The 17,354-nt window shown below is 64.4% G+C and carries 17 protein-coding genes and 1 tRNA gene; 9 read left to right on the forward strand and 9 right to left on the reverse strand.

What is annotated here, in order from left to right; translation table 11 throughout:
• Window positions 1-119: 119 nt before the first annotated feature.
• The 3 genes from FHS98_RS16415 to FHS98_RS16425 all read left to right on the forward strand — a co-directional run bounded on the left by FHS98_RS16415 (window position 120) and on the right by FHS98_RS16425 (window position 4,025).
• A complete protein-coding gene (locus tag FHS98_RS16415) occupies window positions 120-1,415 on the forward strand; it encodes a tyrosine-type recombinase/integrase (protein WP_167107684.1) in 1,296 nt (431 codons plus the stop codon).
• A gap of 440 nt (window positions 1,416-1,855) precedes the next feature.
• Window positions 1,856-2,110, forward strand: coding sequence for a helix-turn-helix transcriptional regulator (locus tag FHS98_RS16420; RefSeq protein WP_167107687.1), 255 nt, complete (start codon window positions 1,856-1,858; stop codon window positions 2,108-2,110).
• A 208-nt stretch (window positions 2,111-2,318) separates the two neighbouring features.
• Window positions 2,319-4,025, forward strand: coding sequence for a DUF3987 domain-containing protein (locus FHS98_RS16425; protein WP_167107690.1), 1,707 nt, complete (start codon window positions 2,319-2,321; stop codon window positions 4,023-4,025).
• 124 nt (window positions 4,026-4,149) lie between these two features.
• Here FHS98_RS16425 and FHS98_RS16430 read toward each other — a convergent pair whose 3' ends face one another.
• On the reverse strand, window positions 4,150-4,854 hold the full coding sequence (locus FHS98_RS16430; protein WP_167107694.1) for a toll/interleukin-1 receptor domain-containing protein: 705 nt from the start codon (window positions 4,852-4,854) through the stop codon (window positions 4,150-4,152).
• 337 nt (window positions 4,855-5,191) lie between these two features.
• Between FHS98_RS16430 and FHS98_RS16435 the strand changes: the two genes are divergently transcribed.
• The 5 genes from FHS98_RS16435 (at window position 5,192) to FHS98_RS16455 (ending at window position 7,402) form a co-directional block, all read left to right on the forward strand.
• Window positions 5,192-5,947, forward strand: a complete 756-nt coding sequence (locus FHS98_RS16435; protein ID WP_167107697.1) for a hypothetical protein — start codon at window positions 5,192-5,194, stop codon at window positions 5,945-5,947.
• Window positions 5,948-6,163: 216 nt separating this feature from the next.
• The gene (locus FHS98_RS16440) at window positions 6,164-6,475 is read left to right on the forward strand and encodes a hypothetical protein (protein ID WP_243848079.1); all 312 of its coding nucleotides are present in this window, start codon (window positions 6,164-6,166) and stop codon (window positions 6,473-6,475) included.
• Between the two features lie 87 nt (window positions 6,476-6,562).
• Window positions 6,563-6,982, forward strand: coding sequence for a hypothetical protein (locus FHS98_RS16445; RefSeq protein WP_167107700.1), 420 nt, complete (start codon window positions 6,563-6,565; stop codon window positions 6,980-6,982).
• Entirely contained in the window at window positions 6,975-7,172 is a 198-nt protein-coding gene (locus FHS98_RS16450; protein ID WP_167107703.1) for a hypothetical protein, read from the forward strand. The genes FHS98_RS16445 and FHS98_RS16450 overlap by 8 nt, the downstream gene beginning before the upstream one ends.
• Window positions 7,173-7,177: 5 nt before the next feature.
• On the forward strand, window positions 7,178-7,402 hold the full coding sequence (locus tag FHS98_RS16455; RefSeq protein ID WP_167107706.1) for a hypothetical protein: 225 nt from the start codon (window positions 7,178-7,180) through the stop codon (window positions 7,400-7,402).
• A 630-nt stretch (window positions 7,403-8,032) separates the two neighbouring features.
• Here the strand turns inward: FHS98_RS16455 and FHS98_RS16460 are convergent.
• The 6 genes from FHS98_RS16460 to FHS98_RS16485 form a co-directional block, all read right to left on the reverse strand.
• Window positions 8,033-8,108, reverse strand: a tRNA-Lys gene (locus FHS98_RS16460).
• Window positions 8,109-8,200: 92 nt separating this feature from the next.
• Window positions 8,201-9,316: a rod shape-determining protein RodA gene (gene rodA / locus FHS98_RS16465; RefSeq protein WP_167107709.1), complete on the reverse strand. Its 1,116-nt coding sequence runs from the start codon at window positions 9,314-9,316 to the stop codon at window positions 8,201-8,203.
• Complete coding sequence (gene mrdA / locus FHS98_RS16470; RefSeq protein WP_167107712.1) at window positions 9,313-11,382, reverse strand: penicillin-binding protein 2; 2,070 nt, start codon at window positions 11,380-11,382, stop codon at window positions 9,313-9,315. Before mrdA ends, rodA begins: the two co-directional genes overlap by 4 nt.
• A 10-nt stretch (window positions 11,383-11,392) precedes the next feature.
• On the reverse strand, window positions 11,393-11,932 hold the full coding sequence (mreD, locus tag FHS98_RS16475) for a rod shape-determining protein MreD (RefSeq protein ID WP_167107715.1): 540 nt from the start codon (window positions 11,930-11,932) through the stop codon (window positions 11,393-11,395).
• Window positions 11,932-12,816, reverse strand: a complete 885-nt coding sequence (gene mreC / locus FHS98_RS16480) for a rod shape-determining protein MreC (RefSeq protein ID WP_167107718.1) — start codon at window positions 12,814-12,816, stop codon at window positions 11,932-11,934. The genes mreD and mreC overlap by 1 nt, the downstream gene beginning before the upstream one ends.
• A gap of 14 nt (window positions 12,817-12,830) precedes the next feature.
• A complete protein-coding gene (locus FHS98_RS16485; protein ID WP_019833258.1) occupies window positions 12,831-13,871 on the reverse strand; it encodes a rod shape-determining protein in 1,041 nt (346 codons plus the stop codon).
• 150 nt (window positions 13,872-14,021) lie between these two features.
• Between FHS98_RS16485 and mutL the strand changes: the two genes are divergently transcribed.
• Window positions 14,022-15,803, forward strand: a complete 1,782-nt coding sequence (mutL, locus tag FHS98_RS16490; RefSeq protein WP_167107721.1) for a DNA mismatch repair endonuclease MutL — start codon at window positions 14,022-14,024, stop codon at window positions 15,801-15,803.
• A 7-nt stretch (window positions 15,804-15,810) separates the two neighbouring features.
• Here the strand turns inward: mutL and FHS98_RS16495 are convergent, their stop codons facing one another.
• Window positions 15,811-16,680: a DMT family transporter gene (locus tag FHS98_RS16495; RefSeq protein WP_167107724.1), complete on the reverse strand. Its 870-nt coding sequence runs from the start codon at window positions 16,678-16,680 to the stop codon at window positions 15,811-15,813.
• A gap of 1 nt (window position 16,681) precedes the next feature.
• Entirely contained in the window at window positions 16,682-17,314 is a 633-nt protein-coding gene (locus FHS98_RS16500; protein ID WP_167107727.1) for a carbonic anhydrase, read from the reverse strand.
• Window positions 17,315-17,354 lie beyond the last annotated feature (40 nt).

Consider the following 17,354-nt stretch of genomic DNA (forward strand, 5'->3'; position numbering starts at 1 on the left):
CCCCCATGACCTGATGATCAAACAGGCGGCATGAACGACAACCGGGATTAGCTTAACTCAGCCGCCAAACTGTCCAAGAAGGCGGGACCACCTCACTAGCACGGCGCTGGAGGAACAGTATGGCGAAGCTCACAAAGACTTTCATCGACAAGGTGGAGCCGCCCGCCGAAGGGTATGCCATCCACTGGGATGATAAGCTGCCTGGCTACGGGTTGCGCGTCACCGCCAACGGTGTTCGCAGCTTCGTCGCGCAGGGCAGGGTGAGCGGCAAGGCGATCATCACGACCATTGGCCGCTATGGCCTGTTCACCGAGGACGCCGCGCGGAAGAAGGCGCAGAAGGTCTTACAGGACATGCGCGAGGGCATCGACCCGCGTGCGGTCAACAAGGCCGATGCAGCGATGAAGGTAACGCTGCAAGATGTGCTTGAAGCGTATGTCGGGCGTCCCGGCAAATTGAAGGCCAGCACTGCCGCAGAGTATCGCCGCCAAGTTGAAAAGACCTTCGCCAAGTGGGCGCCGCTCCCCATCGCCAGCATCACCCGCGACATGGTAAAGGAGCGCCATGCTGCGCTGGTGAAGGGTGGTCTTGAGGGCAAGAAAGCTGCGCCCGCCAGCGCCAATGCGGCATTCGTCACGCTCCGCATCCTCATCCGGTTTGCGATGGATGAATATCGGCAGGCTGACGGCACTCCGCTAATCCGCGACAATCCGGTTGATGCGCTCAAGCATCATTGGGCCAAGCTGGGCACCCGCACCGAGCGTTATATCGACCGGCGCAAGATTGGTGAGGTATGGAACAAGCTACACGCCATGCGTGGTGAAGTGCAGGGTTACGAAGCACTTGCATCGGTGGACCTGACTATCTTCGGCCTGCTGACCGGCGCTCGCCGCGACGAGATGGCGACCCTAACTTGGGACCGCGTGCATATTGATGACCACGACCCGGCTGAGTGCTGGTGGCATATCACCGACCGGAAGCGCGGCGAGGATTTGCAGATGCCGCTGTCGTCGCAGGCCGTGGCGCTGCTCAAGTCGCGTCCGCGCCTCAAGTTGGCGGACGGCACCGAAAGCCCGTTCGTGTTCCCGTCATGGGGTAAGTCGGGCCGGATTCAGGATGCACGCGCCCCCATGCAGGCCATTGGCGAGATCGCAGGTCGGCACCTGTCTCTCCACGACCTGCGGCGCACGTTCACGAATATTGCTATGCGGGAATGTCTGATTGAGAAGTTCCGCACCGACCTGCTCACCGGCCACAAGCCTGCGTCCGACGATGTTACCTCGCGGTCTTATCTCAACCTTACGCGCCTGAATGAGTGGCTGACGGGTGAGGTGCAGAAGATCGGTGACTGGATCGAGCAACAGGCCGCTATCGCTGCCAGCAAGAACGTGGTGCCGCTACAGCGCAGCGCGTGATGCACGAGGCGGGCCGCGCAGCCTCGCGCACAGCGGTGAGGCCGGGCCGGGAGCCGGGTAAGGGGCGGCCAAGCGGTGATCGCGCCCCACGCCGCCTTACAGCGAAGGTCGGCTCCGCCAGCCAAAATCGCGCAACTCGGGCAAATCGGTCGCGAGCCGGCGACCCCCAAATCGCCCCCTGATCGGTTTACGGACCAAAAATCTGTCGACCTGATCTTTGCCGACCGCTGCCCAAGATTAGGACGAGCCGCCGCGCAAAATTATCCGAGCGCCGCGCTGCAAATTGCAGTAAGGTAGCGCAAGCAAGCCCATCGCGGGCGAGCATCCGATTATCGGGTTCGGGATTCCGAACCGTCCACCCTCATTCCGTCCAGGTCAGCGACGGCAGGTTCGCCTGCCAAGCATGACCACGCTTGCAGGCTCGCGGGGAGCGTCCTGCAATGAGTGAGATGACTTTCGACCAGCTCTGCGAGCTGTTTGCCTACACCCCCAAGCGCCGCCCGCTCGACACGAAAGACGTAGCCGAGATTCTGGGCGTCCATCCCAACACCATCGACCAGTATCGCTTCCGCGGGGAGGGGCCGCGCTTCTTCTCGCCGCCCGGCACGCGCCGTGTCTGGTATGCCGAACTCGATGTGCTGCGCTGGCTCGCCTCCGGTGCGAAGCAGAGCACCAGCGAACAGGCAGCAGCCTGAATCCCTTCCCGCATTTATGAACAGCGGCAGGGGTGCCAACCCTGCCGCCGGAGTATCGATGTGAACACCAGCATATTAACCGGCCTCGCTGAAGGTCCGCAATGCCCGAAAGTTTGTGCGCAATACTTTGCGCCGCGTAAAAATTCGCCGAGAGCGGATGGCGCTGGGCACAGATTGACTACCGCCCCCACCGGCGCGGAGGCTCACCATGTCTGACGATGAGGAGCGCGAAGCCATTCGGGAGTTCCTTGCTCCGCAGGCTGAACCAGACCCCTACGTCAAGGCCGCCCAAGACAATTGGGAAGCTGCCCGCATCCGCCAAGAGAACGGGACGGGGCGTGACCCGCGCATTGGTCTGTATGAGAGCATGGAGGCCAAGCGGGCGGACGAAGCGCATCAGGAAAAGGTGTTGGAGGAAGCCCGCCTCATCGCTCAGGCGAGGGCGGAAGAAGCCCGTATCAAAGCGGGGGGTGCTGTTCATCAGGACGCCGGGTTCGAATATCGCATCCCGCGCGACGTGCTGCGCAAGGTCAGCCCACAGCCTTATGCCTTCGATGATGTGCCGCGCTCAATTGGCGAGTTCGCGTATTATTATTCGACGGCGACCGGCCACGATCCCAGTGGCATCATTGTCAGCGCCGTAACCGCTGCCGCTTCCGTCATTGATGACCGATACCGGCTGGTCGTGCGCCCGGAGTCCAATTGGATCGTTTCGGCGCGGCAGTGGTCATTCCTGTGCGGCGAACCCAGCACCGCCAAGTCGCCTTCGATCCGGGCCGCGACTGGTCACATCAAGGATATGCACAATGTCCTGTTCCAGCGTTGGATCGACAAATGCAAAGCGCGCGAGAAGGGCGAGCCAAGGCCTGAATTGCCTGCGCTCTACACCAGTGACTCCACCGTCGCCGCGTTGGCGGATGCCTTGATCGCAAACGAGCGCGGGCTGTTGATGCTGACCGAGGAAATGTCATCATGGATCGGCGCAATCGATTCTTCGAATAAGGGGGATGCGGCGAAGAACCGGGGCGATTGGTTGCAGCTACGTGATGGCGGCCCACGTCAGATCAACCGCGTGGATCGGGGCGCGATGTTGGTGCCGAATTGGGGAGTGTCGGTCATTGCAGCCTGCACGCCGAGCGGACTTGCCAAGCAGATGAAGGAGATGCCCGAGGATGGTCTGATCCAGCGTTTCATTCCCAGCATTCTGGCCCCGCCGAAGTTCGATCCAAACGGTGATGCTCGTCTTGCCCTGACCACATGGGGACAATGGCTGGAATGGGCGTGGACGGCGACGACCAGCCTCTATCCTCGATACATCACGCTTTCGGCAGGCGCACGCGCCTTGTTCGACGCCGAGGAGCGGGAGATAAAAAAGTTGGTGATCGCCACCGAGGGCTTCTCACCCGCCTATGCCTCGCACCTTGGCAAGCATCCGGGGATGTTGGGCGAAATCGCGCTGACGTTCCATGTGTTCGGCTGCGGTGCCGGTGGACAGCCCGCGAACGAATTGGGCGAAGAGGCGATGCAATGCGCCATTCGTTATCTGCGAAAGGCCCGCCGTCATGCCCATGCGCTCTATACCAGCATCCTGAGCAGCGCCCCGGCGTTCGAATTGGCGAGCGCTTTGGCTCGGTCCATCGTGGCGGCTGACAGTGCGTTGACCACAATTGGCCGCGATTGGATGACGCAGCACTGTCAGATGTTCAAGAAAGCGGACGACGAGACGCGGTTGGCAGCGGTGCAAATTCTGGAGGACGCCGATTGGCTGTCCGCCCAGACGCACGTAAAGGTCTATAGAGGCTGGCCGCGCGCCTATTCCGTTCACCCCAAAGTGTTCGAGATTTTCGCAAGGGAGGGCGAGCAATGGCGTGCGCGTCGGGCAGCGGTGAAGGATGCGATTGGAGAAGCGACGTGAATGGCCCCGCATCTCTGCTAACTCTTCCTTACGCGCACTATAGAAAGGGGGAATTACCTCCCTCTATAAGAGCTAGCTGCACGTGTAATGCAGAGATAGCAGAGATGGTTTTGTCGGCGTCGGTTCAGAAGGTCCAGGCGGAATCTTTCGCCTCTTTGAGTCGGTCCGCTGTGCGAGGGTCGCCTGCAAGCAGCTTGTCAATCTCCTCCGCAATCTGCTCTGCTGTTCTATTCCGGCGCGGGAGTGCTTGGTGCTTCCCGATGAAGCCAGTTGGGTCTTCCCCCATCTTGAAGGATATGACCATGGTGCCGCGACCTAACGCATAGCCAATTTCCTGTTGGGTCCAGATGGAGGTCGAGAACCCGACGGTATGAACAGCGATCAGTCCGTCCATCGTTTGCAGCGCGCGTTCAATCTCGTCCTGCCATGGCAGCGTTGGGTGAATGTCCTCATGAGCGACGAAGCCTGCTATGTCATATTTGGCGAGCGCGTCTTTCAGGCGTGTGGCGATTAGCTTGTCTTTGCTGATATGAGAAATGAAGAGGCGGAAGTCTTTTGTGTCCTGCCAGTTCTTCGGCGGTTGCACTGCCGCCGTCCGCGCACTCGATACACCTAGAAGATCAAGTTCATTGGCAACTTTGATAACGTCGCTCTCGGAGGCATACTTCAAAACGTCCTTTGCATAGACCCGCTTGCTATTGCCGTATTCGAAGTCGCTCGTCTGGATGTTCAGCGCCCCGAAGAAACCGTCAATGTCGGAGAACGTGTAGCGGCGCTGTAACTCGCTGCCGATCTTCTCCAGTAAGTCCATTCGCTCTGATGCTCTCATTCCGACCTAGTAATCTGGACGGATGATTGTGTGAAGACCGTTGCACTCCTTGTGGTCACCACATGCAGGCCGGTAGCCGCCGCGCTAGGGCACGAACGCGCGCTCGCCCTCGCTACTGCACCGGCAACCCCGGCCTGCGCTGTAGCGGCGGCAAAGCGGCCCGCGCCCGTGTGGTCATCACCTGCAAATTGCCGACCCACAAATATACTATTTCATGGCCCGTCGCGGCTGAACGGACCTAAGTGATTGTTATAACAAAATAATTGCTTGCGGACCTTCGCGCGATCTCTCTAGCTAATAGCACAATCATAGCCACAGCTAACCTTGGAGGCCGCAAATGTCCGATGAAGTCGATATTCGTATTTCGCCAACACTTCACCCCGGCATCGCTGGTGAGATTCCCGACTTCGATGACGATACGCGCCCTCTACTTGGCGCGACTGAGACGGCGGTGCATGAAGCCTTTCAGGCGCTGCAATCGATCCACGACGCCAAAGCTGGAGCAGCGAAGAACCCGACCTTGAACGAATACGCCCAGCTCGTCGCGGTCGATACGCACGCCACCAAGGTGATGAGCAAGGTCTATGGCTCGTGGTCGCGCGCAACCGACGTTCTGAATGCCAATATCGCCAGCATGGAGAAGGAGTTGAACGCGCCCGTCGAGCAGCGCGCCACCGCCTCCATGGCGTCGGAAATTCGCTCCTATTTCCGTGGCCTCGAACCGGGGCCGCGCATGAACGCGCTGCGGAAGGCAATCGAGAGCGGCGACGAGATTACCGCGACCGCTGTGCTGGGCGGACGGCCCTACCTGTCCGGCCTCGACCCTGACCTGCACGCCGAGTTCCTGCGCGACTGGCACAATGCCCAGCGTCCGCTTGAAGCCAAGAAGGTGCGCGCCATGAAGGCGGCGGCCGACATGCTGAACAACCGATACAAGCTGCTCACGAAGGCGGTCAGCGATGCGGTCGGCGACATCAAGATCTATGAAACGTCGAAGGTGAACGGTGCGCCGATCCTCGTCAAAACGATCACCCCGGCGCAAGTGCGTAAACAGGTGAAAGAGTCCAACGAGGCCTTCGCGGTCCCGGTCTGACCGTTCTTCTAATCAAATCGAGGTAGTTCGATGACGACCGCAATCCAGCCCCCTTGGGGCACGGACTGGAAGCCTGCGCCTTCGCCACCCCCGCCGATTGTGCGCGGTGCGGGCAACCCCGCATGGACGCCGGGCTGTCCGTCGCCCAACCCGAGGGGGCGACCCGCTGGCATTCCTGATAAGCGATTGCTGGCCACACAGCAGATGCTCGACGAGATGCGGAACATCATTGCCGTGCTGGTCGGGAAGGCGCTGGAGGGCGACACGAACGCCGCCAGCATCGTTCTCGCCAAGGTGCTGCCCTCGGTGAAGGCGCAGGCCGAGAAGGTCAGCTTCGAGTTCGATGCCTCCCTGCCGATCAGCGAGCAGGTCGCCCAGGTGCTGGACGCCGTGGCCGCCGGTGCAGTCGCGCCGGATGTGGGGCGGCTCATCATCGACAGCATCAAATCGCTGGCGGACGTGCGGGCGACCGAGGAACTGGCCGCTCGGATCGAGGCATTGGAGGCGGCGAGCGATGCCCGAGCGTAAAACGGAATTATTTGCACTTCGCTGCAAAAAAGGCCGAGTGCGACCGGCCTTCGCACAGATTGACCTATACCCCGACGGAGGCCGTTCATGACGACGATAACCACACAGCGAAACCGCGTCATCACGGAGCAGCCCGCGCCCGACGATGTGTTCGTGCAGGTCATTCTATTCGGTGAGGGTGACATGCCCGGAACCGTCGCCGGTCGCAGTCTGCGCTACCTCCCGATCAGCGCCTATCAGGAATGCTTGGATTGGGCTGTGGCCATCGCGGACCAGATGCCGCGCCCGCTCTACGTCGTCCCACTCAACCATGGCGACATTCTCAACACCGACCGATGGAACCCATACCGCGATTTCATCGCCAGCATGAACGATCAGGAGCGGGGCGAGCTGCGCCGTATCGTGGTCACCACATGCTGCGAGATCATGCGCGACTGCGACGACTGGCACATCCGCGCCGAAGCCTACGACATTCTCACTCAACTGAAGGTGATACATCATGACTGACACGAACGAATCCCTGAAAGCTGCTGACCCCGGCTCGCATCCGAAGGCCGAGAAGTATGGGATGCCCATCGAATACGCCGACCGCATCGTGCAGCGCCATTTCGGTGTGACGGACGACAACGCCGCGCTCGCGGGCGGGGCGCTTGCCGCTGACATTGAGGTGAGCAAGGCGCTCGACGGCAAGGGCTGACCACAGTGGCGGGCATCCGGGCACTTCAGCGCCGCGTGGCGAAGCTGGAGACCGCTCGGAAGCCGCGACCCTCGCCCATCGTCATCATGTGCGGCTCGTTCGATGCGTTCGCCGATGCCACATATGCGGAGGTGATGGCGGGCACGCTGGCAGGGGATTTCCTGCTGATCCTCGATCATCTCCGCGAGTGGGACGAGGGCGGCGTATGGGCGCTGGCATATGCCCGCTGACGGTGAACCCGCGTGGCTACTAGCGTGGCAGGACGAGCAGAGTCGGCCAGCACTGCCCCCAGCGCCCAAACCCCCGCGCCCCAAGCCAGTGGACGGATTGCATGTGCCACTCCGTATGCGCGGGCAGGCAGCGGCAATCGGTATCATTGAGCCGGACCCGTGGCCGTTCGACGGGTGCAAGCGCCGCGAGCCGGTTATGGACGAAGATCACCCGGGGCGTGTGGTCAGGAAGGTGGGCTGGCACCGCTGTCTCAAGTGCCGCCGCCCATTCTTCTCAGAGGACGTGCTGCGCCTGCGTCTGTGCAGCGGCGCTCAGGGATGCCGGGGCGACGAAGATAGATTCAGATGACGAGGTTGCAGGCGGTTCAAGTTTGACGCCTGCGATGAGGGTTAAGGCCACCGACCCCTCGCCCTTCACAACATCGGGGCCAGCAGCGGGGAGACGGGCACTCCTTTCCGCCCTGACGCTGCCAGCACCCTGCGCCCTCGGGCGTGGGGTGCTGCTATGAGCGGCATTCACCCATGCTAGCGCGTTCCCCGCGCCGCTAGCATAGTGCTAGCATGGAAATGCTAGCGGCCTGCACTGCCGCGCCAGACCTTCACTAAGTTGCTGTTTTTACTGGGAGATTTTGGTGGACGCACTAGGGCTCGAACCTAGGACCCGCTGATTAAGAGTCAGCTGCTCTACCAACTGAGCTATGCGTCCACGCCGGATCGGCAACACATCGGTCGCCATCGGGAGCGGCCGATTAGCAATCGAATCGAATGCTGTAAACCGCTTATTTCGCCCTCGAGGAATTAGCCGAAATGGGAGCGAGACCCTCGCTGTCCACGATCGATCGCCATCAGCAGACCGAGGATGATGAGCACCGTCATCACAGCCGACCCACCGTAGGAAACGAGCGGCAGCGGAATGCCGACCACGGGTGCCAGGCCCATCACCATCATCAGATTGACGGCGACATAGAAGAAGATGGTGGTTGAAAGCCCCGCGGCGGTCAGCCGTGCGAACCGCGTCTCCGCCCGCAGCGCCACGCCCAGCCCCCACCACACCACGAAGAGGAAAGCCGCGATCAGGATCACACCGCCCGCAAGCCCCCATTCCTCCGCCATGGTGGCGAAGACGAAATCGGTATGGCCTTCGGGCAGATAATCGAGATGGCTCTGCGTGCCGTTCAGGAAGCCCTTGCCGAACAGCCCGCCCGAACCGATGGCGATCTTGGACTGGCTAATATGATATCCCTTGCCGAGCGGATCGCTCTCGGGATCGAGGAAGATCAGCACGCGGTTGCGCTGATATTCATGCATCATGCTCCACGCGCCGATGCCGACGGGAATGACCGACAGTCCGCCGCCGATGAACAGGCGCAGCGGAAGCCCCGCGAGGAACATCGTGACCGCTCCGCCTGCCAGCACCATGGTTGCGGTGCCGAGGTCCGGCTGGACGAGGATCAGCGCGGCAGGGAGGCCTATCAGGCCCAGTGCCGGCCAGATCGCGTTCCAGCGGCGTATCTCGCCGGCCGGCAGCATGTCGTAGAAGCGGGCGAGCGTCAGCACGATGACGGGTTTCATCAGTTCCGACGGCTGAAGGCGGATGATGCCCAGATTGAGCCATCGTTGTCCGCCGCCGGCCACCGCGCCCAGCAATTCGGTGAACACGAGCGCCACCAGCAGAATGACATAAGCCGGAATGACCGCTTTCTTTATCTGCTCCTCACGCAGGCGGGACAGCACCACCGCACCCCCGAGGAAGAGGCAGAAACGCACGCCCTGGCCGAGCGCCCAAGGCTCCAGGCTGCCCCCTGCGGCGGAATAGAGCACAAGCAGCCCGAAGCCGGTGATGCCCATCACGGTCAGGATGACCATCCACGGAAGCTGCGTCAGTTGCGCGGGTACGAGCGAGTTGCGGATCATTCGTTCATCGTCCCGCGGGGAGGCTGCTGAACATTCTCCGGCGCCTCGGAGGGCGGAGCGACGGCCGTCGCGGCCGAGGTTGGCGGCGGCGTGGCGGCATTTTCCTGCGCGCTCGTATCGCCCGTGTCGGCCGTTGCCGGCGGAGAGGCGGCGGCGGCCTGTGCCGCCTGCCATTCCGCCTTCTGGCGTGCCGTGCGGGTTGCGATGTCGCCGCCCCAACTGGGTTGCATCTTGGCCAGCGTATCCAGCGCGCGCTGCTTGTCGTAGAGGAAGGTGAAAGCGTCACGAGCCACGCCGGCCGCAAAGGTGCCGTGGCCGGCGTGCTCCATGATGAAGCCGGCAGCGTAGCGCGGCTGCTCGACCGGCGCGAAGGCAATGAACAGGCCGTGGTCGCGTAGCTTCCACTCGCCGGTTGTGCCGCTCGTGCGGCCCGCGCGCCGATCGGCCATGCTGATGTGGTGTACCTGCGCCGATCCGGTCTTGCCGCCCATATCGATGCCGGGAAGCTGCATACGCGCGCTGCCCGCCGTTCCGCCTGGACCAACCACGGCCCCCATGGCCTCGTGGATGAAGCGCAGATGCGCTGGGTCGAGGCCGAGGGACTCGGCGGGTTCGTCATTCCGGCGATGGACCAGCCGGGGCACCAGCGCCCTGCCGCTGGCGAGGCGAGCCGCCATCGTTGCGATCTGGAGCGGGTTGACCAAGGTATAACCCTGCCCGATCGCCGAGTTCAGCGTATCGCTGACCGTCCATTCCTTATGATATTTCTTGAGCTTCCACTCGGGATCGGGGACGGTGCCGAAACGCTGGGAGGGGACGGGCAGGGGGAATTTCTGCCCGAGGCCAAGGCGCCGCGCCATCGCGGCTATCCGCGAAGTGCCGATCCGGCGGGCCATCGCGTAGAAATAGATGTCGCAGCTCTTCTGGATCGCCATGTGCATATCGACCATGCCATGGCCGCGATGCTGATAGCAGTGGAAGAAGCTGTTCCCCACCTTGTAGGTTCCAGTGCAGAGCACGCGATCGTCGGGCGAGACGCCGGCCTCCAGCAGCGCCAGCGCGTTCATCGGCTTCACCGTCGATCCGGCGGGATAAAGGCCCTGCAACGCCTTGTTCAGGAGGGGAAGGTGGTCGTTCGCCGACAGCCTGTTCCACTCATCATGGGTGATGCCGCGGGAGAAGCTGTTGGGATCATAGGCCGGCATGGACACCATCGAGAGGATGTCACCGCTCTCGCAGTCGATCACGACGCCGGAGCCGGACTGGTCCCCCATCCGCTCGGCAACATAATCCTGAAGACCGGCGTCGATGGTCAATTGCAGCGTGTGGCCCGGCGTCTCCGGCTGCGTCGTGAGTTCGCGGACGAGCTTGCCGCGCGCCGTCACTTCGGAACGCTTGGCGCCGGGCTCGCCGCGTAGATAGGATTCAAATGTCTTCTCAAGTCCTTCCTTGCCGATCTTGAATCCGGGGGTAAGCAACAGCGGATCGCGATTCTTCTCATAGTCCTTGGCGGAAGCCGAGCCCACATAGCCGACCAGATGAGCCACCGCCGCGCCAGCCGGATAGAAGCGGGAGAAGCCGCGCGCGGGCACGACGCCCGGCAGATCGGGCAGGCGCAGGTTCACCGCGGCGAAGCGCTCATAATCGAGATCTTCGACCACCTGCACCGGCTGGAACCCCGCCGCCTTGTCGAGGCTGTCGTGCAGCCGCTCGATATCCTCCGGCGCGAGGCCGAGAATATTCTGGAGCAACTGAATCTCCGCATCCTTGTCGTGCAGCAGGTCGGGGATCAGGTCGACGCGGAAATCCGAACGGTTGATCGCGATCGGCTGACCATAGCGATCCACGATCCACCCCCGGCGCGGCGGCACCAACGTGGAGCGGGCGCGATTGCTCTCGGCCAGCGCCGAATATTTGTCCTTCTGCGCAACCGTCAGCCACGCCAATCGGCTCGCCAGCATCAGGCCGATACCGCCCTGGATCGCGCCCAGCGCGAAGGTGCGGCGGGTGAAGGAAAAGCTCTGCTGCGCCTCGGTCACGAGACGTCCGGGCCGGCGGGGTTTCACGAACGGCCTCTCAGTCGTCGGATGCGCGGATCTTGCCGATCGCCAGGCGCCAGCGATCGAGAAGCGCACAGAGCCGGCCGATGAAGGGGAAGCAGAGGATGCTGGTGAGGATCTGCGGCTCCACCAGCGTCACGGGGGTCGCGCCGCCCGTCCAGCAGGCGATCGCCCACGCGCCGAGGATGCCGATCGCGATCGCGACCGCCGCCAGCAGCCATTCCTGCCAATAGTCGCGCCAGAGAAGCCTCACTTCCACCAAATCGATGAGCAACAGACACAAGGTCCATGTGACCATGCCCGTGCCGAGCGTCTGCCCCGTCAGGAGATCGTCGGCAAGGCCCAACGGCAAGCCGATCCAGGCCGGCCACATCTCGGGCCGCAATAGGCGCCAACCGAGCAGCATCAGCAAGCCAAAAGGCGGCCATGCCGGTGACAAGGTGACGGTCGGGACGAGCGCGCAGGCCGAGCCGATCAGCGTCGAGACGATCGGCACCAGCCGGGCACGGACCTCGATGGCGCGGGCCGGCGGGGCGGAACTGCGCGGCGAGCGCATCAGTGCGTCTCGCCCGAAGTGCCCTTCGGCGGTGACGGCAGGCCGGCGAAGGGCTGCTCCACGACCGCATAATCGAGCTGGCTCGGATCGGCGAGCGGCCAGGCAATGGCGATATCGCCTTCCTTGCGGAGAATCACCGCCACCGGCACGTCCGGCGGATAGAGCCCGCCGGTGCCGGATGTCAGAACGATGTCGCCCCGGTTGAACGGATTGCCGCCGGCGCCGAGCGGCCGTATCTCGATCGAGCCGTCTCCACGCCCCGCCGCGAGCGCCGGCATCCCGCCGCGCGCCATGCGCACTGGCACGACGCTCGCATTGTCCGTGATGAGGAGCACGCGAGACGCCAGCATCCCGGCTTCGACGATGCGGCCGACCAGCCCCTCGGGCGAGCGGACCGGCTGGCCGGGGCGCACGCCCTGCGCCAATCCGGCGGTGATGGTGGCGAGGCGGCGGCTGCTGACCCCCGTCGATCCCACGATCCGGGCCACCGCGATCGAGGCCGGCCGGTTCTCGACCAGATGCAGCATCCGCCGCAGCCGGTCATTCTCCAGCGCGAGGATGCGCGCGCGCACCAAGGCGCGCCGATTGGCTTCGAGTTCGCGCTCCATCGCCGCGTTCTTCGAGCCCGCGTCGATATAGTTGGCCACGCCATCCACGATCGACCCGGCCCCGCGGACCATGCCGCGCCCAAAGGCCGAGACCGGAGTCGTCAGATCGAGCGCGGCGCCGCGAACGGCGCCGAACCCTTCCGGGTCGACATGTGACACGACGACCAGCCCCAGGCCGACGAAAACTCCCGTCACCGCGACAACATAGGACAGGAACAGCCCATATTGTGCGCGACGGGAAAAGCCGGGGCGCCGGTTCCGGGTCGGCGCCTTCATGGCAGACCCTCCCGTCAGGCGGTGAGCAGCACGCCGCGGTAGACCGGCTCTTCCAGCGCGCGCCCGGTGCCGAGCGCCACGCAGGTGAGCGGATCATCCGCGATGGTGACGGGCAGGCCGGTCTCGTCCCGCAGCACCTCGTCGATGCCCTGGAGGAGAGCGCCACCACCGGTCAGCACGATGCCCTGATCCACGATGTCCGCGGCCAGTTCCGGCGCGGTGTTCTCGAGCGCGATGCGCACGCCCTCGATGATCGTGCCCACCGGCTCGCTGAGCGCATCGGCGATCTGGCCCTGGTTGATCGTGATTTCCTTGGGCACGCCGTTGACGAGGTCACGACCCTTGATGTGGATCGTCTCGCCGATGCCGTCCGGCGGCATCTTGGCGCAGCCGACTTCCTTCTTGATCCGCTCGGCCGTCGCTTCGCCGATCAGCAGGTTATGGTTGCGGCGGACATAGGAGGCGATCGCCTCATCCATCTTGTCGCCGCCGACGCGCACCGAGGTGGTGTAGGCGAGGCCACGCAGCGAGAGCACCGCGACTTCCGTCGTGCCGCCGCCGATGTCGACCACCATGGAGCCCACCGGCTCGGTGACGGGCATGTCGGCGCCGATCGCGGCCGCCATCGGCTCCTCGATCAGGAAGACCTGCGATGCGCCGGCGTTGGACGCGGCGTCACGGATCGCGCGGCGCTCCACCGAGGTCGAGCCCGACGGCACGCAGATCACGATCTCCGGCCAGCGCGGGAAGCGACGCTGACCATGCACCTTGTGGATGAAGTGCTTAATCATCTGCTCGGCCACGTCGATGTCCGCGATGACGCCGTCACGCAGCGGACGGATCGCCTCGATCGTCCCCGGCGTCTTGCCCATCATCAGCTTGGCGTCTTCGCCCACGGCGCGAACCTTCTTCACGCCGTTGATCGTTTCGATCGCCACCACCGACGGCTCGTTCAGAACGATGCCGCGCCCCCTCAGATAGACCAGCGTGTTCGCGGTCCCGAGGTCGATCGCCATGTCATGCGACATGAACTTGAAGAAACGATTGAAGAACATTCTGTGCCCGCTCTCGCCCACCGCGCCAAGCCGTCGCCCACGGCCGGCGTTTGCCTCTCGGATATGCCACGCCTACTGCTCTCGATCGCCCGGAAAATCGGATGATTGTTGTAGTCGCGGGATGCCGCCGCTTGGGCTAGGAGTTGCGCCATGTCAATACGGCGCCTCCCCGAACATCTTGTCAATCGCATCGCAGCCGGCGAGGTCGTCGAACGGCCCGCGAGCGCACTCAAGGAACTGGTCGAGAACGCGATCGACGCCGGGGCCTCCCGAATTGCCGTTTCTCTGGCGGAAGGCGGCCTTTCGATGGTCGAGGTGGTCGACGACGGATGCGGCATGACGCCGGGCGACATGGCCCTCGCGCTGGAGCGGCACGCCACCTCCAAGCTGCCGGACGACGCGATCGATGCCGTTGAAACGCTCGGTTTTCGCGGCGAGGCGCTGCCCTCGATCGCCAGCGTGGCGCGGCTTTCGATCGAGAGCCGGGTGCGGGGTGCGGATGGGTGGCGGCGAGTCGTCGACAATGGCGCTCTGGTGGGCGAGGGGCCGGCCGCACTCCCGCCGGGGACGCGGGTGAAGATGGAGGCGTTGTTCGAGCGCGTGCCGGCGCGGCGCAAGTTCCTGCGCTCGGCCCGATCCGAATATGCGGCGAGCGTGGATGTCGTGCGCCGTCTCGCCATGTCGCGCCCGGAGATCGGCTTCACGCTGGAGCATGACGGGCGCCGTGTCTTCTCCGTGCCGCCCGGCGATAGCCAGCCTGCGCGCGTGGCGGCTCTGACCGATCGGGAGCTGGCGCCCAACAGCGTCGTCGTCGATCATGTGCGGGGCGAGGTGCGGCTCGAAGGCGTGATCGGGCTGCCCACCTTCAATCGCGGGGTGGCCGATCACCAATATCTGTTCGTCAACAATCGCCCGGTGCGCGACCGGCTGCTCGCGGGATCGGTGCGCGCCGCCTATCAGGATCTGTTGGCGCGGGACCGGCATCCGGTCGTCGCGCTGTTCGTGACGCTGCCGGGCAGCGAGCTCGACGTGAACGTCCACCCGGCCAAGACCGAGGTCCGCTTCCGCGAGCCGGCGCTGGTGCGCGGGTTGATCGTCGGCGGCCTGAGGGCGGCGCTCGATGGTGCCGGCCATCGCAGCGCGCAGCGCCCCTCAGCCGCGGCGCTGGGCAACTGGCAGACCGAGCCGACCGCTTCGACTCCCGCTCAACTCGCGACGCTCCCGCTGCCGATCGCGGAGCGGCAATATGGCGTGTGGGACGCCCGGCCGTCCTATGCAGCACCGAGCCCCGCAGCCCCGGCGCCTCAGGGGCGAGCGGAGATGGCGACGATCGCGCCGCCTGCCGCCGTGGAGCATCCGCTCGGGGTGGCCCGCGGGCAGGTGGCGGCGACCTATATCGTCGCGGAGGCCGAGGATGGCCTCGTCATCGTGGACCAGCACGCCGCGCACGAGCGGCTGGTGCTGGAGCGGATGCGCCGTGCCATGGCGGATGGCGGCGTGGCGTCGCAGGCGCTGCTGCTGCCCGAGGTGGTGGAGCTGGACGAAGCCGCCTGCGACCGGCTGGAGCCTCGTATCGAGGAACTGGCGGCGATGGGCCTCGAACTCGATCGCTTCGGGCCGCGCGCCATGCTGGTCCGCGCCGTTCCCGCGATGCTGGGCCGTGCCGACGTGCGCGGGCTGGTGAGCGATCTGGCCGACGAAATCGCCGCCTATGACGAGGCGCTCAGCCTCAAGGAGAAGCTGGACCATGTCGCCGCCACCATGGCCTGCCATGGCTCGGTTCGGGCCGGGCGGCTTCTCTCGGTTGCGGAGATGAACGCGCTGCTCCGCGAGATGGAGGTCACGCCGCATTCCGGCCAGTGCAACCATGGCCGCCCCACCTGGGTGAAGCTCGGCCACAACGACATCGAAAAGCTGTTCGGACGGAAGTGAGAGGCGCTCAGTTGCGCGCGTGCCAGCGCCGCGGCTTGAGTTCGCCCACCACCACACCGCAGAGGATCAGCGCCGCGCCGGCCCAGCCCATCATGCCGAGGCGTTCGCCGGCAAAGCGGCCGAGGATGCCGGCGAACACCGGTTCCGACGAATAGATCAGCGTCGCGCGGGTGGGGGATACCGTCCGCTGCGCCCAGTTCATCGCAAGCTGGATGAAGGCGCTGGCGATACCCAGCCCGATGCCGCTGATCCACACCGCGCTGCCCGGCATATGGAAGCTCTCGCCCGCGAAGGGCATGGCGATGAACCCGGCCACCGCCACGATCATGAGATCGAGCACCGCGACCCGTCCGGCGTCGATGCTCTCCGCATAGCGGCCGATCAGGATGATCTCGCCCGAGAAGGCGATAGCGCTCGCCAGCGTCATCCACTCGCCCCGGCCGAACCCGAAGGAACCACCCGAAGGGTTGGCGATCAGCACCAGTCCGGCGAAGGCCAACAGGATGCCGATCCAGCTCATGACTTGCGGCGCGCGGCGCAGCACCGCCCATTGGATCAGTGGAACGAGCGGCACATAGAGCGCCGTGAGAAAGGCCGACATGCTGGATGAGACGGACTGGAGCCCTCCCGTCTGGAGCAGATAGCCCGCCGCCATGGGGATGCCGATGGCGATCGCGGCCACGATATCCCGCCGCGTCGTGCCCCTGAGCCGCCCGCGCAGCAGCAGGACCGTCGCCAGCGCCGCCGTGCCGAAGCGCAGGCCGACAAAGAAGAACGGCCCCGATCCCGCACCCAGCGCGATACGTGTCGCGAGAAAGGTTCCGCCCCAGACGAACGCCACCGCCCAGAGCGCGAGATCCGGCAGGCGGGACTTCATGTCAGGCGGCGTGGAAGCCGCCGGTCGCCTCATCGAGCAACTTCAGCACACCCTCGCGGATGCCGAACCAGGCGCCGCGCAGCCGCAGCCGTCCAGCCTGCTCCGCTTCCGCCACGAAGGGGAAGGAGCGTAGGTTGGTGAGGCTGATCTTCACCGCCTCATGCTCCAGCCGGCGCTGCGCTGCGTCGCCATGGCCGCATTCGGCGACGACCGCATCCCGTGCGGTATCGAGCATGTCGACCCAGTGGGCGATGAAGCCGCCGGCTCCGGGAGGCGCGCCTTCGAACGCCTGCGTCATCGAGGCCTTGCAGCCGCCGCAGAACTCGTGTCCGAGCACGACGATCTCTTCCACGGGGATCTGCGTCACCGCGAACTCGACCGCAGCCGAGACGCCGTGACGGCTCGTGTCGTTCTCGTAAGGCGGCACCAGATTGGCCACATTACGGACGACGAAGATTTCTCCGGGCGACACGTCGAAAATCTGCGTCGGATCGACGCGGCTATCCGAGCAGGCGATGACGAGCGTCTTGGGGCTCTGGCCATCCGCCAGTTCGGTCCAGCGCGCACGCTGCTTGGCCCAGCCCTCCGCGCGGAAGCGACGGTAGCCTGCGATGAGATTTTCGAAGTCTGACATGACATGCTGCCTAAGGATGCGCGGCAGGGCTGGCAAGTCC

This window comes from Sphingomonas oligoaromativorans, from assembly GCF_011762195.1.
Classification (GTDB): Bacteria; Pseudomonadota; Alphaproteobacteria; order Sphingomonadales; family Sphingomonadaceae; genus Solisphingomonas; species Solisphingomonas oligoaromativorans.

Excerpts from the sequence above, each read along its gene's own strand:
- mreC (WP_167107718.1), bottom strand. The coding sequence starts at position 12,816 with ATGAAGGCGCCGACCCGGAACCGGCGCCCCGGCTTTTCCCGTCGCGCA.
- FHS98_RS16500 (WP_167107727.1), bottom strand. The coding sequence starts at position 17,314 with ATGTCAGACTTCGAAAATCTCATCGCAGGCTACCGTCGCTTCCGCGCG.
- FHS98_RS16435 (WP_167107697.1), top strand. The coding sequence starts at position 5,192 with ATGTCCGATGAAGTCGATATTCGTATTTCGCCAACACTTCACCCCGGC.
- FHS98_RS16450 (WP_167107703.1), top strand. The coding sequence starts at position 6,975 with ATGACTGACACGAACGAATCCCTGAAAGCTGCTGACCCCGGCTCGCAT.
- FHS98_RS16440 (WP_243848079.1), top strand. The coding sequence starts at position 6,164 with ATGCGGAACATCATTGCCGTGCTGGTCGGGAAGGCGCTGGAGGGCGAC.
- FHS98_RS16425 (WP_167107690.1), top strand. The coding sequence starts at position 2,319 with ATGTCTGACGATGAGGAGCGCGAAGCCATTCGGGAGTTCCTTGCTCCG.
- rodA (WP_167107709.1), bottom strand. The coding sequence starts at position 9,316 with ATGATCCGCAACTCGCTCGTACCCGCGCAACTGACGCAGCTTCCGTGG.
- FHS98_RS16485 (WP_019833258.1), bottom strand. The coding sequence starts at position 13,871 with ATGTTCTTCAATCGTTTCTTCAAGTTCATGTCGCATGACATGGCGATC.
- FHS98_RS16430 (WP_167107694.1), bottom strand. The coding sequence starts at position 4,854 with ATGAGAGCATCAGAGCGAATGGACTTACTGGAGAAGATCGGCAGCGAG.
- FHS98_RS16420 (WP_167107687.1), top strand. The coding sequence starts at position 1,856 with ATGAGTGAGATGACTTTCGACCAGCTCTGCGAGCTGTTTGCCTACACC.
- FHS98_RS16445 (WP_167107700.1), top strand. The coding sequence starts at position 6,563 with ATGACGACGATAACCACACAGCGAAACCGCGTCATCACGGAGCAGCCC.
- FHS98_RS16495 (WP_167107724.1), bottom strand. The coding sequence starts at position 16,680 with ATGAAGTCCCGCCTGCCGGATCTCGCGCTCTGGGCGGTGGCGTTCGTC.
- FHS98_RS16415 (WP_167107684.1), top strand. The coding sequence starts at position 120 with ATGGCGAAGCTCACAAAGACTTTCATCGACAAGGTGGAGCCGCCCGCC.
- mutL (WP_167107721.1), top strand. The coding sequence starts at position 14,022 with ATGTCAATACGGCGCCTCCCCGAACATCTTGTCAATCGCATCGCAGCC.
- mreD (WP_167107715.1), bottom strand. The coding sequence starts at position 11,932 with ATGCGCTCGCCGCGCAGTTCCGCCCCGCCGGCCCGCGCCATCGAGGTC.